Raw genomic sequence first — 14,505 nt, 5'->3', positions numbered from 1 at the left:
GTTGGCAATGGAACAAAGCTGTTATAGTATTCCCTTTTCTTTCAGGCTTACATACTTGCCATCGCCGATAATCAAATGGTCGAGAACGGAAATGTCAAGCAGCTGGCCGGCCGCGGACATTTTACGGGTGAGGGCTACGTCTTCCGGGCTGGGGGTGGGATCGCCGCTGGGATGGTTGTGAACGAGGACGACGGAGGCGGCGTTATGGTTGATAGCCTCGCGGAAAAGCTCCCGTGGGTCGACCACCGAGGCGCTCAGCGTGCCGACCGCCAGGGTCGGCGACGCCAAAACGTGGTTTTTCGTCGACAGGAGCAACGCGATGAACAGTTCCTTTTTCTCGTACCGCAGCCTGGGCAGCATCAGCTCGGCGGCGTCCTGGGGCGAACGCACCACCGGCCGCTCGCCGGCGGTCATGGCGGCCATCCTTTTGCCCAGTTCCACCGCGGCCGCCACCGTGACCGCCTTGGCCGGCCCGATGCCTTTCAGCCGGCTCATCTCCTGGGGGGCGAGGCTTCCCAGGCCGCTCAGGCCGCCGTGCTTGGCAAGCAGCTGTTCGGCCAGACGGAGCACCGACTCCCGGCTGGTGCCGGTGCGGAGCAGGATGGCGAGCAGGCCGGCGTTCGACAGGGCCGCCGGCCCCTTGGCCAGCAGCAGTTCGCGGGGCCGCTCGGCCGCCGGCAGTTCCTTGATCGTCAGCGGCCCGGCGGTCTCTTTGGCTTTCATGACAAACCAACTCCCACCGCGCGGCGTAAGAGTTTGTCGAGCGTCACCAGCGGCAGCCCCACCACGTTGGCATAGCAGCCGACGATACCCTCGACCAAAAGCGCGCCCGCGCCTTGGATGGCATAGGCTCCAGCCTTGCCCAGCGGTTCGCCGCCGGACAGGTAGCGCTCGATCGTCTCCGGGCCGAAGGCGCGGAAGCGGACGGCGGTGACGGCGAAATCGGTCCAGGCCTCGTCACCCTTCACCACTGCAACGCCGGTGATCACCTGATGCTCCCTGCCGGCCAGCTCGGCCAGCATGCGGCGGGCGTCGGCGATATCGCAGGGCTTGCCGTACACCCGGTCGCCCAAGACGACGATGGTGTCAGCGCCGACGACGATGTCGTCGGGCGCCTTTGCCGCCACGTCGCGGGCTTTGGCCAGCGCGTGGGCGACAGCCAGTTCGACCGGGGGCAGCCCCCGGTCGTTGTCTTCCTCAACCTCACTGGTGATGATGGTGAACGCGCAGCCCACCTGCCGCAGCAGTTCTTCCCGCCGTGGCGAGGCGGAGGCGAGAATAATCGCCATGTAATCCTCCTCTTGGATTAGCTACGGGACTGATACCTAAAACCGCCGGACGAGGAAATACGCCCCGAGCATGCCGAGCAGGCTGACGAGGTTGGGGTGGAAAGACAGTCCGACGACGAATTTGGCGACATACAGATTGACCGTCACTGGCGCCAGATCGAAGATAGGATAGGTTTTCACAAGGAACGGAGTGACCCCGCCGAGGGGAAAACCGGCGATGAGTTCGCCGATAATGCCGCCGATTATCGCACCGAGAACGAGGAAAAGGGCGATCAGCCCAATACTTTTGCCGGCTCCGTTTCTCACGATACGACCTCCCGTGACAGATGAAGCATTTCATTTTTAGTATCCAGTATATCTTCTACAAGCTATGTGTCAACTCCTTGCGGCAGGACGAAGTTTTCTAGCCGCCGGCGCGGGGCAGCCTCGCCAGGAAATAGGCGGCGGTGAGGCCGGTCGCCAGGCCGGTCGGCAGCGCGAACAGCGCAAGGTAAGGCAGGTACCAGAAAATGGCGGCGCTGGCCACCAGCAGGGCGGCGACGGCGATCTGGGCGAGGTTGTGGACGGCGGCGCCGAGCACGCTCACCCCGACCAGCGACAGCGCCGGCCGCCAGCGGGCATGGGCGTAGGCCATCGCCAGGGTGCTGGCCGCCGCGCCGCTGAGGCCGAGGGCGAATGACGGCCCCAGCAAGGCGCCGCTCAGCAGCGAGCCGAGAACGACCCGCGCCACGGCCACGGCGAGCGCTTGCCGCCAGCCGTAAAGCTCGATGACGACCAACGACACGATGTTGGCGAGGCCGAGCTTCACCCCGGGAACGGGCACCGGCAGCGGCAGCCACGCCTCGACGGCGTGCAGCACGCCGGCGACGGCGACGAACAGACCAAGTACTATGAGGCGACGTGTATCAGTCATAGTCGGCCGCCCTCTCATTTCGTGATATCGTCCACATCGGACGGGGTAGCCGAAACCACCTTAATGACCACCCGGTACGGCAGGCAGACGATCTGCTGCGGAGCGGCGCTTACCCAGCCGGTGCGCACGCACAGCTGGTCCGGGCAGTCGGCTTCGGAAATCCTCACCCGGCCGTCGTCGGCCACGATGAGATTGTAGCGCTCCGCCCCGCCCAGCCTGAGCTCCTCATGGTAACCGGACCGCAGCCTGATCGACTGCACCAGCTTACCTTCCCGGTAAACCTGAGCTTCCTGGGCGCCGGCGGGCGACAGCAGCGCCAGATTGAGTCCGATGCCGCCCGCCGAGGCCGCCAGCAGCGCACCGATAAGCCATTTGTCAGCCTTCGTCAGCAGCATCTTACCCACCCTGTCCCGTCTTTCTTCCAATATTGTATAGTAAATCGCCCCAGGCTGCAAATAGTCGGGCTGGTCGCCGCACACCGCAAATATCCGCCGCATATAAATGGGACGGGGAGGAATGTCGGTCGCAACGGCGAAATACGACATAATTCGCGTTTTTGGGCCTGCTTTGTCCGGGCAGCCAATATGCAAGGAGGCGAGCCGATGAAAAGAATTGTCTTTCCCGTAATCTTCGTCACCCTGGTGGTGATGGCCCTTTCCCTCTGGATGCCGCTGGACGCCGTGGCGAAACAGAGCGCGACGGCGATCACCGCCTGGGCCGACGACCTGGTGCGCCAGCCCGACGACCCGCCCTACATGAGCATCCACTACCGGCTCCGCGAACTGTACTTTTCCGTCGATCCCTCGCCGGCCCGCCCGGTCGTCTTCCTCGGCGACAGCATCACCTACGGCGGCGACTGGGGCAAGCTCTTCCCCGATTCGCCGGTGGAAAACCGCGGCATCGGCGGCGACTCGACCCGCGGTCTGCTAAGGCGGCTTGATCAGGTCATCGCCCTAAAGCCGTCGCAGATCTTCCTGATGATCGGCACCAACGACCTCTGCTATAACCGGCAGATACCCGACATCGTCGCCAACTACCGCCTTATCCTCGGCCGCTTCCGCAGCGAACTGCCCGACACCCGCGTCTACATCCAGAGCGTGCTGCCCTTCAACGACGAAATCTTCCCGGCCCGCGCCCTGCGCAGCAACGCCAACATCGCCGCCCTCAACGCCGAAATCCGCAAGCTGGCCGCCGAGCAGAAACTCCCCTACCTCGACCTCGCCCCGGCCTTCACCGGCCCCGACGGTCGCCTGCCGGCCAAATACACCGACGACGGCCTCCATCTCTCCGAAGCCGCCTACTATGTGTGGCGGGACCAGATAAAACACCTTGTCGGCACGCCGGCGAAAAAGATATGAAGCAAAGCCTGCACCCCGCGTGCAGGCTTTTTATTCCCGCAACCAAATTTTTGCATTTCCCGGCCGGCGGTGGTATAATGCTCTCGAAACCGGCCGGCGACCCACCGGCCCCCCAACGGAGGATCCCTGTGAACAACGTCGTCACCGCCGACAACCTCGGCAAATGCTACGGCGACTTCAGAGCGCTCAAAGGCATATCGTTCGCCATCCGCGAAGGCGAATGCTGCGGCTTTCTCGGCCATAACGGCGCCGGCAAATCGACCACCATGCGGATGATCTACGGCCTGTCCACCGTCGACGAAGGCCGGCTGACCGTCTTCGGCCGCCCTGTCCGCCTCACGCCCCCCGCCATCAAGAGCCTCATCGGCGTCGTCCCCCAGGAGGACAATCTCGACCCCGACCTGACTGTCGTCGAAAATCTCGAAGTTTACGGCGGCCTGTTCGGCCTGCGCCGCCGCGAGGCCGGGGAGCGGGCCCGCGAGCTGCTCGCCTTCATGGGCCTCGAAGATAAAACGAACGCCCGCGTGGAAGAGCTGTCCGGCGGCCTAAAACGGCGCCTGGTAATTGCCCGCGCCCTCATCAACCGCCCCCGGCTGGTGGTCCTCGACGAGCCGACCACCGGCCTCGACCCGCAGGCCCGCCATCTTGTCTGGCAGAAGCTCCGCACCCTCAAAGCCGAAGGCGTGACCCTCATCCTCACCACTCACTACATGGAAGAAGCCGCCCAACTGTGCGACCGCCTGCTCGTCATGCACGAAGGCGCCATCCTCGCCGAAGGCAGCCCGCGTCAGCTCATCGAACGCCACACCCTGCCCTGGGCCATCGAAGTGCTCGTGCCTCTGGAGCAGGTACCGCCGGGACTGGCCGACAAGGTTACGGCCGGCGGCGGGGCAGTCCTCCAGGTCGTCGACGGCCTCTTCCTTTACGCCGCCGATGGCGAGGAACTGTGGGGCCGTCTGGGCGGCTGGGGACTGCCTCCCCAGGCCTGCTTGCTGCGGCCGGCCAACCTCGAGGACGTGTTCCTCAAACTCACCGGCAAAGGAGAAGACGATTGATGGGCGCGCTGAAAGTATTGAACCGCCATCTGCGGGTTTTCGGCCGCACGTGGCAGCACAGCGCGATGTTCAACGTCATCGAGCCGCTGCTCTACCTGGCGGCGTTCGGGTTCGGCATGGGCGCCCTCGTCCAGGAAATCGAAGGCATGAGCTACCTCGAATTCCTCGCCCCCGGCATGGTGGCCCTGTCGGCCATGTATGCGGCCACCTTTGAGTGCTCCTACGGCACCTTCGTCCGCCTCCACTACCAGAAAACCTTTCTGGCGATGCTGTCCGGGCCGGTCACCGCCCGCGACGTCATCCTCGGCGAACTGCTCTACGGCACGCTGAAAAGCGCCCTGTTCGGCACCGTCATCCTCGCCGTCGTCGCCGCCCTCGGCCTGATCCGCTCGCCGCAGGCCCTGGCCGTCCCCTTGCTGCTTGCCTTGCAGGGAGCTGTCTTCGCCGCCCTGGCGATGTGGTACACCGCCTACATCAGCAACATCGACTACCTCAACTACTATGTAACCCTGGCCGTCCTCCCCTTCTTCCTCTTCGGCGGCCTGTACTTTCCGGTCAGCGCCCTGCCGGCCTGGGTGCAGGCGGCCAACTACCTCAACCCCCTCTACCACAGCGTCGAGATCTGCCGGGCCCTCGCCCTCGGCCAGGCAACGGCCGGCCTGTGGCTCCACGTCGGCTTCCTCGCCGCCATCGGCGTCCTCGTACTGCCGGCGCCGCTCCGGCTGATGGAAAAACGGCTGATAAACTGAAGGCAACCGGCTCCCGCAAGAGCTTGTCCGTCATATAAACAAAAGGAGGTATCGCTGTGAAATACAAACTCCTGGGAAGAACGGGCGTCCTCGTATCCGAACTGTGCTTCGGCACGATGTCCTTCGGGACGGAAACCGACGAGACGGAAGCGGCGCTGATGTTCAAAGCCTGCCGCGACGCCGGCGTCAACTTCTTCGACTGCTCCAACAACTACGGCGGCGGCCGGGCGGAGGAAATCCTCGGCAGACTCTGCCGCGAGTGCCGCAACGACATCGTCATAACCAGCAAAGTGTCGCAGCGGACCGGCAAGGACGTCAACGAGCTCGGGGCGTCCCGGCGGCACATCATGCAGGCGGTCGAGCGCAGCCTCGCCCGCCTCGGCACCGACCGGATCGACATTTACTTCATCCACCACTTCGATCCGTTCACTCCTATGGACGAGACGCTGCGGGCGTTCGACGACCTCGTCCGTCAGGGTAAGGTCGTCTATCTCGGCGTGAGCAACTGGGCCGCCTGGCAAATCGCCAAAGCGCTGGGCATCTCGGAAAATAAGGGCCTGGCGCGGTTCGAATGCATCGAGCCGATGTACAACCTCGTGAAAAGGCAGGCTGAGGTGGAAATCCTGCCGCTGGCCGCTGCCGAGCAGCTGGGGGTCATCGTCTACAGCCCGCTGGCCGCCGGCCTGCTTACCGGCAAGTATTCGCAGGGTCCGCAGCCCGCCGCGGGGCGCATCCTCGATAAAAAGCAGTACAGCCGGCGCTACAGCGACCCGCAGTACTTCGCGACCGCCGAAAAGTTCGCCGCCTTTGCCAGGGAAATAGGTGAATCCCCCATCAAGCTCGCCCTCGCCTGGGTGAAATCGCACCCGGCGGTCACCGCCCCGATCGTCGGCGCCCGCAACCTGGAGCAGCTCAAGGCTTCGCTGGCCGCGGCCGACTTCGCGATGACCCCCGAGCTGCGCGAACAAGTATCCCGCCTGTCCGTCAGTCCCCCCAGAGCCACCGACCGGCTGGAAGAGGATCTTGACGAGGCTTTCAGCCTTAGAAACAGATAGACAATAAGGAGGAGACATATGTCTCCTCCTTCGGCTATGTTGCAGATCGTCTTGCCAGGCGTTCCGCGGTCAATCGGCGGGGCTGCAGGTCCGCGGGCTGCAGCTGCGCGGGCTGCACTCGCGCGGGTTGCACACCCGCGGGTTGCAGCCGTATGGACGGCAGTCGGAGCCTCCGGGGCTGCACCCGGTGGCTTGTTTGGGGAAGTAGTAAGCGGCGTTGTATTTGCTGTTGGGGTTGGGGCAACAGGTGGCATAGTTGGCGCTCGGCTCGCAGTAACGGGGATAGCAATAGGGGTTGGGGCAGCACGAAGGGTAACACGCACCGACGAAGATCTGCCGCTCGTCGCCAAAGTACTCGTCGTCGTACCAATCCACGATTTCCGGCGGATAGAACCGATTGCGATATCTCATGGCGATACCTCCTTTTGAATAAAGTCCTCATCAGTAACATAATATGTAAAATCCGTCCAATTGGTTCGGGCCGGGAACATAGATTCATAAAATTGCGCACATAAAAAGGAGGAGACTGCCGTCTCCTCCTTTCAGGCTTGCGATAAAGGCCCATCTGCGGCGTTGCTCCTCAGAGCGCCTTGCATCTGGACCTTTCTCACAAGCCTGACTGGTCTTATCTTAATTTTACCCGGCGACGGTATTGGTCTTGACGCACGACGGGCAGGCGCGCTCGACGGCGGCCTGGTCCTCGGTGCCGGGGACGATGCCAAGGACCGCCGGCCGGATGGCCTTGGTCGGGCACTTGGCGAGGCATTTGGCGTCGACGCAGTTGTTGGCGACACACACGGCGGTGTCGACAACCGCCAGGTTGTTATCCACCTTGACGGCCTGGTAGGGGCACTCGCGGACGCACAGCGTACAGGCGATGCAGGCCGCGCTGCAAGCCTTGCGGGCCACCTGGCCCTTGTCGCGCGAGTTGCAGTTGACCCGCACATGGGCGGTCAGCGGCATCATGGCGATGACCTTCTTGGGGCACACCGTCTCGCACTTGCCGCAGCCGGTGCATTTCTCGGCGTCGATGACCGGCAGGCCGGCCTCGCTCATGGACATGGCGTCGAACGGGCAGCCCTTCACACAGGTGCCGAGGCCGAGGCAGCCGAATTTGCAGGTTTTGGCGCCGCCGAACAGCAGGTTGGCGGCCACACAATCGTCGACCCCCGCGTATTCGAAGCTGCGGACGGCTTTTTCGTTCGAACCGGCGCACTTGACCTGGGCGATGCGCGGCTCGACCGCCTCCGCCGCTTTGCCGGTCAGATCGGCGACCAGCTTGGCGACGGTATCCTTGCCGGGGATGCAAAGGTTCGGGGGCACTTCGGGTTTTGTCACCACCGCCTCGGCGTAAGCCATACAGCCGGCATAGCCGCAGGCGCCGCACTGCCCTTTGGGCAGAACGTCTTCGACCACGTGGATCAGCGGGTTGACCTCGAGCGCCAGCTTCTTGTTGGCGTAGGCCAGAATCAGCCCGAAAATCGCCCCCAGACAGGTCAGTATCAGTACAATAATTATCGCATGTTCCATTTTAATCCGTCCTTTCCCGCTCGCCTACAGCGGTATCATGCCCGAGAAGCCCAGGAAAGAGAGGGCGAGCATCCCGGCCAGTATGAAGGCGATGCCCAATCCCTGGAGAGACTTGGGAACGTCGGCATACTGGAGTTTTTCCCGCAGGCTGGCCATCAGGATGATCGCGACCGCAAAGCCTACGCCGGACCCGAAGGCGTTGACGACGCTCTTCATGAAATTGAAGCCTTCGGCGGCGTTGATGAGCGGCACCCCGAGGACGACGCAGTTGGTGGCGATCAGCACGAGGTAGATGCCCCACATATCGTACAGGGCCGGCGAGAAGCGCTTGATGACGATCTCGAGAAACTGCACGAAGCCGGCGATAAGGATGACGAAGACGACGATTTTCAGGAAAACGAGGTTATAGGGGATGAGCACGAAGTTGTAGACTACCCAGGCCAGGGCCGAGGAAACGGTCAGGATGGAGGAGACGGCCATGCCCATGCCGACCGAGGCGCTCAGGCTCTTGGAAACCCCGAAGAATATACACAGCCCCAGAAAGCGGGTCAACACGAAGTTGTTGACGATGACCGCCCCCATGAACAGGGTAAAATACTCCGCCATTAGGCTTCACTCCTTTGCACGGCGAGCCCGGCCATAGCCGTTTTGCGTTTGAGCTCCGCCTGTTTCGCCTGGTGTTCGCCGATGACGTTGAACATGCCGATCATCAGCCCGATGACAAGGAAGGCTCCCGGGGCCAGGATCATGATCAGCGGGCCGTTGTAAGCGGCGGGCAGCACCGGATAGCCAAGGAAAGCGCCCGTGCCGAGGATTTCGCGGATAGCGCCGATGGCGACCATCGCCACGGCGAAACCGGCGCCCATGCCGAGGCCGTCGAAGAAGGACGGCACCACGGTGTGCTTCATCGCGAATACTTCCGCCCGCGCCAGGATGATGGCGAACACGACGATCAGTTCCAGGTAGAGGCCCAGTTCCTTGTTAATCGCCGGGAAGTAGCCTTCGAGGATGAGCTGTATGAGGGTGACGATGGTGGCGATGATGGTGATGAACACCGGCACGCGCACCTTGGGGTTGACGTAGTCCCGCACCAGCGAGACGACGACGTTGTTGGCGGTGATTACGAACAGCACCGACAACCCCATGCCGAGGGCGTTGAAAACGTTGGAGGTGACCGCCAGGGCCGGACAGAGGCTCAGCGCGAGGCGGAAGATAGGGTTCATCTCAAAGATGCCTTTTTTGAATATCTCCCAATAATTCATTCCGCTCACCTCACTTCTTCTGGCCGGCTGAGTAGGCGGCGACAGCTTCCGCTGCTTCCCGGACGCCGTTCGTCACGGCCCGGGAGGTTATTGTCGCGCCGGTCAGGGCCTGGATATTCTTATCGGTGGGAACCTTGACCACTTCCATGTCCTTGGCGGTTTTGCCGGCGAACTGGTTGCGGAACTTCGGCTCGGTCATCTTGTCGCCGAGGCCGGGAGTCTCGGCGTGTTTGAGCACTTTGTAATCGAGAATCTTGCCGTCGGGCGCCACTGCGGCCAGCATCTGGATGACGCCGGCGTAGCCCTTGCCCTGGGCTGGCACCACATAAGCGATCGCCTTGCCGCCCTTGATGCCGGCATACCAGCCGTCCTTGCCGTCGATAGGCTTGAAGCTCTCGGCGTCCTTCACCAGTTCCTTCATGGCGTCGTTTTTCGCCTTGACGCGCTGGGCTTCGGCCGCCGGCTCGGTGATGGCAAAGGTGCCGGCGATGATAACGCCCGATATGAAGCAGGTGACGGCCAAATTCATGGCAATCCTGGTTACGCTGTTGTTTTTGTCGTCATGTCCGTGCGCCATGCTGTCTACCTCCTTGCCCCGAATTTGGCGGGTTTTAGCCAGCGGTCGATGAGCGGCGTCACTGAGTTCATCAGCAGGATGGCGTAGCAGACGCCTTCGGGGTAGCCGCCCAATAGCCGGATGAGCACGGTAAGGCAGCCGGCGCCGACGGCGAACACGATCTGCCCGTTACTCGTGATGGGAATAGTGACCATGTCGGTGGCCATGTAGAAGGCGCCGAGGATGAGGCCGCCCGACAGCATATTGAGGATGGGGTCGCCGCTGAACAGGCCGGCGGGGCCGCCCACCGCCCAGGTGAGGGTGCCGACGGTGCCGATCATGAACACGGGGACCCGCCAGTTGATATAGCCGCGGTAGATTAGATAGGCGCCGCCGAGAATGAGCAATAAGGCCGAGGTTTCACCCATACTGCCGCTGCGGGTGCCGATGAAAAGGGATTTGTACATCTCCATCTTGTCGCCGAACACCGCCACCAGCTTCTCGTAGCCCTGGAGCTTGAGAATGCCGAGCGGGGTGGCCGAAGTTACGCCGTCGATCTTGCTGGCCATCTCCGGCCAGGTAGTCATGGCCACCGGCCAGGATGCGAGCAGAACGGCGCGTCCGACCAGCGCCGGGTTGAAGATATTGTAGCCGAGGCCGCCCATGGTGTGCTTGGCGACGGCGATGGCCACGACCGAGCCGAACAGCGGCATATACCAGGGAACGGTGGCCGGGATGTTCATGGCCAGCAGCAGGCCGGTGAGGAAGGCGCTGCCGTCATTGACCGTGACAGGCTTGTTCTGCCACTTCTGGATGAGGTACTCGGTGATCACGGCGGCCACGATACAGATTATCATTGTTACGAGGGCTTTGAAGCCGAACCGGTAGACGGAGAAGAGGGCGGCCGGGGCCAGCGTGGCGTTGACCGTCCACATGATCTTGCTGATCGACTCGTCGCAGCGGATATGCGGCGACGCGGAAACGGTCAGTTGGCCGATTTCCATTTTAGCTTCAGCGCTCATACCGCATACCTCCTATTTCTTCGCGGCTGCCGCCGCGTTCTGGGCTTTCAGGTATTTGACGTAGTGGACGATGTTGCGCTTGGCCGGGCAGGCGTACACGCACGACCCGCATTCCACGCAGTCCAGCAGGTCGTACTCTTCCTTGGCGACCTGGTAGAGGCCCCGCTGGCCGAGGATGCTGAGCATGCTGGGCACCAGCCCCATCGGGCAGGCGTCGACGCAGCGTCCGCAGCGGATGCACGGCTGCTCCTCGCCGGCGTTGACGTCGTCGGCGGACAGGGCCAAGATGCCCGAAGTGCCTTTGATTACCGGGACATCGAGCCGGCACTGGGCCATGCCCATCATCGGGCCGCCCATGATGAGTTTGGCCGGCGCCGCGGCAAAGCCGCCGCACAGCTCGACCGCCTGAGCGAAGGTCGTCCCGATGCGCAGCAGCAGATTCTTCGGCTCGGCGATCGCGCCGCCGGTAACGGTTGCCACCCGTTCGACAAGCGGCAGGCCGCTGACGACCGCGTCGGCCACGGCCACCATCGTGCCCACGTTCTGGACGACGGCCCCCACATCCATCGGCAGGCCGCCGGACGGAACCTCGCGGTCCAATATCACTTTAATGAGCGTTTTCTCCGCTCCCTGCGGGTACTTGGTCTTGAGCGGCGCCACTGTAATGCCGGTGCCTTTGGTGGCGGCGACCAGCGCCGTTATCGCATCAGGCTTGTTCTCCTCGATGCCGATGTACCCTTTTGTGACCCCCAGCACCTTCATAACGATGCGCATGCCGGTCACGACCTTCTCGGTCGCCTCCAGCATCACCCGGTGATCGGCGGTGAGATAGGGCTCGCACTCGGCGCCGTTGAGGATAAAGGCGTCGATGGGCTTCTCGGGCGGCGGCGCCAGCTTGACATGGGTCGGGAATGTCGCGCCGCCCATGCCGACGATGCCGGCCTGGCGAATGATGTCCTTGAGGGCGGCGGCGTCGAGCGCCTGCCAGTCGCGGCTGAGCGGCAATCCCTCCACCCATTCGTCCGCACCGTCGCTCTCGATGACGACCGCCTGGCAGAACCCGAACACAGGATGCGGATAATCGGCTACCTCCACCACCTTGCCGGAGATGGAAGCGTGCACCGGGCTGGAAACGAATGCCTGGGCCTCGGCTATCACCTGGCCCTTCTTGACAAGGTCGCCCGCCTTCACCAGCGCCGCGCAGGGGGCGCCGATGTGCTGCCTGGTGGGAATGACCACCTTGTCTGGCAGCGGCGCCGTTTCGATGGGTTTGGCCGCCGTGAACCGCTTGCGGTCGTCGGGATGGACGCCACCCCGAAAGCTTTTTGCCATACTTTCACCCCTTCACTGCCGGCGGTCTATGACAGGATCCGCGTAATCACCGGCTGCATATTTTTGTTCGAGCTGGCACTCTTATCGAAATACCTTATATACAACACCGCTGCGGCAAAACCCGCCGCGGCGCCGGCCACCTGAAACCATAGAGCCTCCTGAACCACCCGCTCGGCAGCATAGCCGCCGGCCATCGCCCCCAGGGCCATGGCGATCAGCGGCAGCATATAAACGATAAAGGCCGACTTGAGAAAGCCGACTTCCTGCACCTCAAGCAGCACCGACTGCCCCGGCTTTGCCCCGAGCGGATTGCGGGCGTCGAGCACGATGGCCGAGTTGCCGGGGCACGCGCCGCAGTTTTCGCAGTCGTTGTGCCGGCTGGTCCTCACTCTGGCCATATCGCCGGCGGCGCTGATGACGATTCCCTCTTGCTGCATATTCACGGTCGTCACCTATTTCCCTTCCGGTCTAATGGTCATACCGCCAGATAGCAAGACTATTTGTATGCAAATTACTTTTCCCGGTCCAATATATTCTGTATTTCCCGGAAAATACCTGTCGCGGATTCACGATATTTTCCGCCCTCTTTCCTTATTTAGCGACTATTCTTTGTCTTCACCTTTTTCAATAATAGCAAATTATCGTCTTCTCTGCCACCCATTTGTGGCGAAAAGAAAAAATCCCAGCCTGAGCTGCCGGGAACTGAAGTTTTATTGCCCTTTCTCCTTGGCAACCTTCTGGGCGAAAATATCTTCCTCGGTCACCTTCACCTTGGAGGGCATCTTCTCGTGGAGCAGCCCGAGCATCGCATCGCTGGGCTTGAAGTAGATGCGCCGGTTCTCGGTTTTGCCGCCGCGCCCCTGCGCCTCGTAGGCGATAACCCAGACCGGGCGTCCGTCGAGAGCCGAGTGCAGCCGGTAGGTATGGCGAAACTTGATGATGCTCATCAGCTTGGGCTCGTAGTAGTAGATGCCGTCGATGTCGCGGTACGGGATCTCAAACGTCTTCGCGCCGCCGAACATGCCGGTCTTGATTATCTTCAGCGCCTTCTTGTCCGCCTCGTAGGTAAACTTGCTCGCCGCCCGCGAGATCACCCAGCCGGCGATGAGGATAGGGGTGAACAGCCGGTAAGGATCGACGGTGTGGCGCGTCGCCCAGAAATAGGCGGACAGGGCAGCCATCCCGAGCAGGAAGCCCAGAACAACCCCGATGACGATGCGGTTTTTGCGATGAATCTGTGATTGTTCGATCAGCTTTTCCATTCTTCCTCCCGGTCTAAATCAGGTGTTAATATTATATCACATCGACGCCATACGGCAAGGAAAAACCGGCGGCCATGCGGCCGCCGGTTTGGCTTCGAACTCTTATAGGCCGAGGACGCCGAAGAACAGCCAGCAGGCAAACGCGCCGACCACCGACATGGAGAGACCCCAGATCAGCAGGTTGCGGAACAGCTTGGCTTTGTCCTCGTGGTCGCCCGCGCAGGCGATGCAGAGGGCGCCGAGGGTCGAAAGCGGCGAGCTGTCGACAAGGTGGGCGCCGACGTTGATGGACGAGATGAGCGCCACCGGGTCGCCGCCGCCGATTTCCTTGATCAGGCCGGGCACCATCGGCAGGAACATCGGCACAACCACGCCCGAGGAGCTGGAGTAGGCCGAGATGACGCCGGTGATGAGGCCGAGCCAGGCGTTGACGGTGACCGGACCGGAGATGGCGCCGATCATCTTGACGAGGGCGTTGAGGCCGCCCGATTTGTCCATGACTTCGATCAGCACGGTGACGCCGCAGACCATCATGATAACGCCCCAGGGCATGACCTTGATGGCCTTTTTGCTGTCACCCGAGCCGGTCAGCATCAGCACGCCAGCGAGGATGAAGGCGATCGTGCCGACATTGGTGATCATGTTGGCCAGCCACTTGTTAGCCTTGAAGAAGGGCTTCAGCGGGGCGAGGCCGGGCAGTACTACCAGGAGGATGAGCACAAAGACCATCGCCAGGGTGAGCAACTGGTGCTTGTCGAACGGCTCGGGCTTGGGGGCGAATTCGTCGATGTCGATCTTTTCGCCGCGCTGCTTGCTGATCCAGGCCCAGCCGCCGAGCAACATGAAGCCGGCGAAGTTGATGACGCCCTGGGCAACCTCGGAGTTGAAGTGGATCTTCCAGGCGAGGCCGCTGAGGTCGGTGAGGTTGAGCTGGGTGGCCATCTTGGCGATAAGGCCGTTGGAGATGATTCCCGTGGGGGCGAAAGGCGAGAAGGCCGCGCCGTTGGCCGCGCCGACGACGACGAGTGTCATCAGGAAGGCGGACATGCCGATGCGGGTGGCGATCGCCATGGCCACCGGGGCCATGAGGGCGGTGCCGGCGATGTTGCCGGGGCCGATGGT

Annotated in this window: 19 protein-coding genes; 4 read left to right on the top strand and 15 right to left on the bottom strand. The window is 62.4% G+C overall.

Annotation, left to right across the window (positions count from 1 at the left end):
• Positions 1-21: 21 nt before the first annotated feature.
• The 5 genes from radC to RIN56_19170 all read right to left on the bottom strand — a co-directional run bounded on the left by radC (position 22) and on the right by RIN56_19170 (position 2,699).
• On the bottom strand, positions 22-723 hold the full coding sequence (gene radC / locus RIN56_19190; GenBank protein ID MDR7868926.1) for a DNA repair protein RadC: 702 nt from the start codon (positions 721-723) through the stop codon (positions 22-24).
• Complete coding sequence (locus RIN56_19185) at positions 720-1,289, bottom strand: Maf family protein (protein MDR7868925.1); 570 nt, start codon at positions 1,287-1,289, stop codon at positions 720-722. Before RIN56_19185 ends, radC begins: the two co-directional genes overlap by 4 nt.
• 36 nt (positions 1,290-1,325) lie before the next feature.
• Positions 1,326-1,595 carry a DUF4321 domain-containing protein gene (locus RIN56_19180; protein MDR7868924.1) on the bottom strand — a complete coding sequence of 90 codons (270 nt, stop codon included), beginning with the start codon at positions 1,593-1,595 and terminating at the stop codon, positions 1,326-1,328.
• Between the two features lie 97 nt (positions 1,596-1,692).
• Positions 1,693-2,202 carry a Gx transporter family protein gene (locus RIN56_19175; GenBank protein MDR7868923.1) on the bottom strand — a complete coding sequence of 170 codons (510 nt, stop codon included), beginning with the start codon at positions 2,200-2,202 and terminating at the stop codon, positions 1,693-1,695.
• Positions 2,203-2,216: 14 nt separating this feature from the next.
• Positions 2,217-2,699 carry a NusG domain II-containing protein gene (locus RIN56_19170; protein ID MDR7868922.1) on the bottom strand — a complete coding sequence of 161 codons (483 nt, stop codon included), beginning with the start codon at positions 2,697-2,699 and terminating at the stop codon, positions 2,217-2,219.
• A gap of 105 nt (positions 2,700-2,804) precedes the next feature.
• Here RIN56_19170 and RIN56_19165 point away from each other — a divergent pair, with 105 nt between their 5' ends.
• The 4 genes from RIN56_19165 to RIN56_19150 all read left to right on the top strand — a co-directional run bounded on the left by RIN56_19165 (position 2,805) and on the right by RIN56_19150 (position 6,419).
• Entirely contained in the window at positions 2,805-3,560 is a 756-nt protein-coding gene (locus RIN56_19165; protein ID MDR7868921.1) for an SGNH/GDSL hydrolase family protein, read from the top strand.
• A gap of 128 nt (positions 3,561-3,688) precedes the next feature.
• Positions 3,689-4,615 (top strand): ABC transporter ATP-binding protein, encoded by a 927-nt coding sequence (locus RIN56_19160; protein ID MDR7868920.1) that lies wholly within the window; start codon positions 3,689-3,691, stop codon positions 4,613-4,615.
• Positions 4,615-5,364 carry an ABC transporter permease gene (locus RIN56_19155; protein MDR7868919.1) on the top strand — a complete coding sequence of 250 codons (750 nt, stop codon included), beginning with the start codon at positions 4,615-4,617 and terminating at the stop codon, positions 5,362-5,364. Before RIN56_19160 ends, RIN56_19155 begins: the two co-directional genes overlap by 1 nt.
• A 56-nt stretch (positions 5,365-5,420) precedes the next feature.
• Positions 5,421-6,419, top strand: a complete 999-nt coding sequence (locus RIN56_19150; protein ID MDR7868918.1) for an aldo/keto reductase — start codon at positions 5,421-5,423, stop codon at positions 6,417-6,419.
• A gap of 69 nt (positions 6,420-6,488) precedes the next feature.
• Here the strand turns inward: RIN56_19150 and RIN56_19145 are convergent, their stop codons facing one another.
• The 10 genes from RIN56_19145 to RIN56_19100 all read right to left on the bottom strand — a co-directional run.
• Positions 6,489-6,830 (bottom strand): hypothetical protein, encoded by a 342-nt coding sequence (locus RIN56_19145; GenBank protein ID MDR7868917.1) that lies wholly within the window; start codon positions 6,828-6,830, stop codon positions 6,489-6,491.
• Between the two features lie 225 nt (positions 6,831-7,055).
• Positions 7,056-7,949, bottom strand: a complete 894-nt coding sequence (locus RIN56_19140; GenBank protein MDR7868916.1) for a Fe-S cluster domain-containing protein — start codon at positions 7,947-7,949, stop codon at positions 7,056-7,058.
• 24 nt (positions 7,950-7,973) lie between these two features.
• Positions 7,974-8,555: an Rnf-Nqr domain containing protein gene (locus tag RIN56_19135; protein MDR7868915.1), complete on the bottom strand. Its 582-nt coding sequence runs from the start codon at positions 8,553-8,555 to the stop codon at positions 7,974-7,976.
• Positions 8,555-9,211, bottom strand: a complete 657-nt coding sequence (locus RIN56_19130) for an electron transport complex subunit E (protein MDR7868914.1) — start codon at positions 9,209-9,211, stop codon at positions 8,555-8,557. Before RIN56_19130 ends, RIN56_19135 begins: the two co-directional genes overlap by 1 nt.
• Positions 9,212-9,221: 10 nt before the next feature.
• Complete coding sequence (locus RIN56_19125; GenBank protein ID MDR7868913.1) at positions 9,222-9,788, bottom strand: RnfABCDGE type electron transport complex subunit G; 567 nt, start codon at positions 9,786-9,788, stop codon at positions 9,222-9,224.
• 5 nt (positions 9,789-9,793) lie between these two features.
• Complete coding sequence (locus tag RIN56_19120; protein MDR7868912.1) at positions 9,794-10,789, bottom strand: RnfABCDGE type electron transport complex subunit D; 996 nt, start codon at positions 10,787-10,789, stop codon at positions 9,794-9,796.
• Between the two features lie 12 nt (positions 10,790-10,801).
• Positions 10,802-12,121, bottom strand: coding sequence for an electron transport complex subunit RsxC (rsxC, locus tag RIN56_19115; GenBank protein ID MDR7868911.1), 1,320 nt, complete (start codon positions 12,119-12,121; stop codon positions 10,802-10,804).
• Between the two features lie 26 nt (positions 12,122-12,147).
• Positions 12,148-12,573, bottom strand: a complete 426-nt coding sequence (locus RIN56_19110) for a SoxR reducing system RseC family protein (GenBank protein MDR7868910.1) — start codon at positions 12,571-12,573, stop codon at positions 12,148-12,150.
• A 258-nt stretch (positions 12,574-12,831) separates the two neighbouring features.
• Complete coding sequence (locus RIN56_19105; GenBank protein MDR7868909.1) at positions 12,832-13,383, bottom strand: hypothetical protein; 552 nt, start codon at positions 13,381-13,383, stop codon at positions 12,832-12,834.
• Positions 13,384-13,485: 102 nt separating this feature from the next.
• Positions 13,486-14,505: SLC13 family permease (locus RIN56_19100; protein MDR7868908.1), on the bottom strand; the 1,020-nt coding region annotated here is incomplete at its 5' end.

It is taken from the genome of Sporomusaceae bacterium, assembly GCA_031460455.1.
GTDB lineage: Bacteria > Bacillota > Negativicutes > Sporomusales > UBA7701 > Anaeroselena.
This window is presented reverse-complemented; position numbering and strand designations above follow the sequence as displayed.

Bases quoted from the DNA above. Each gene is read 5' to 3' on its own strand.
- radC (MDR7868926.1), bottom strand. From the start codon at position 723: ATGAAAGCCAAAGAGACCGCCGGGCCGCTGACGATCAAGGAACTGCCG.
- RIN56_19185 (MDR7868925.1), bottom strand. From the start codon at position 1,289: ATGGCGATTATTCTCGCCTCCGCCTCGCCACGGCGGGAAGAACTGCTG.
- RIN56_19175 (MDR7868923.1), bottom strand. From the start codon at position 2,202: ATGACTGATACACGTCGCCTCATAGTACTTGGTCTGTTCGTCGCCGTC.
- RIN56_19170 (MDR7868922.1), bottom strand. From the start codon at position 2,699: ATGCGGCGGATATTTGCGGTGTGCGGCGACCAGCCCGACTATTTGCAG.
- RIN56_19165 (MDR7868921.1), top strand. From the start codon at position 2,805: ATGAAAAGAATTGTCTTTCCCGTAATCTTCGTCACCCTGGTGGTGATG.
- RIN56_19155 (MDR7868919.1), top strand. From the start codon at position 4,615: ATGGGCGCGCTGAAAGTATTGAACCGCCATCTGCGGGTTTTCGGCCGC.
- RIN56_19145 (MDR7868917.1), bottom strand. From the start codon at position 6,830: ATGAGATATCGCAATCGGTTCTATCCGCCGGAAATCGTGGATTGGTAC.
- RIN56_19140 (MDR7868916.1), bottom strand. From the start codon at position 7,949: ATGGAACATGCGATAATTATTGTACTGATACTGACCTGTCTGGGGGCG.
- RIN56_19135 (MDR7868915.1), bottom strand. From the start codon at position 8,555: ATGGCGGAGTATTTTACCCTGTTCATGGGGGCGGTCATCGTCAACAAC.
- RIN56_19130 (MDR7868914.1), bottom strand. From the start codon at position 9,211: ATGAATTATTGGGAGATATTCAAAAAAGGCATCTTTGAGATGAACCCT.
- RIN56_19125 (MDR7868913.1), bottom strand. From the start codon at position 9,788: ATGGCGCACGGACATGACGACAAAAACAACAGCGTAACCAGGATTGCC.
- RIN56_19120 (MDR7868912.1), bottom strand. From the start codon at position 10,789: ATGAGCGCTGAAGCTAAAATGGAAATCGGCCAACTGACCGTTTCCGCG.
- rsxC (MDR7868911.1), bottom strand. From the start codon at position 12,121: ATGGCAAAAAGCTTTCGGGGTGGCGTCCATCCCGACGACCGCAAGCGG.
- RIN56_19105 (MDR7868909.1), bottom strand. From the start codon at position 13,383: ATGGAAAAGCTGATCGAACAATCACAGATTCATCGCAAAAACCGCATC.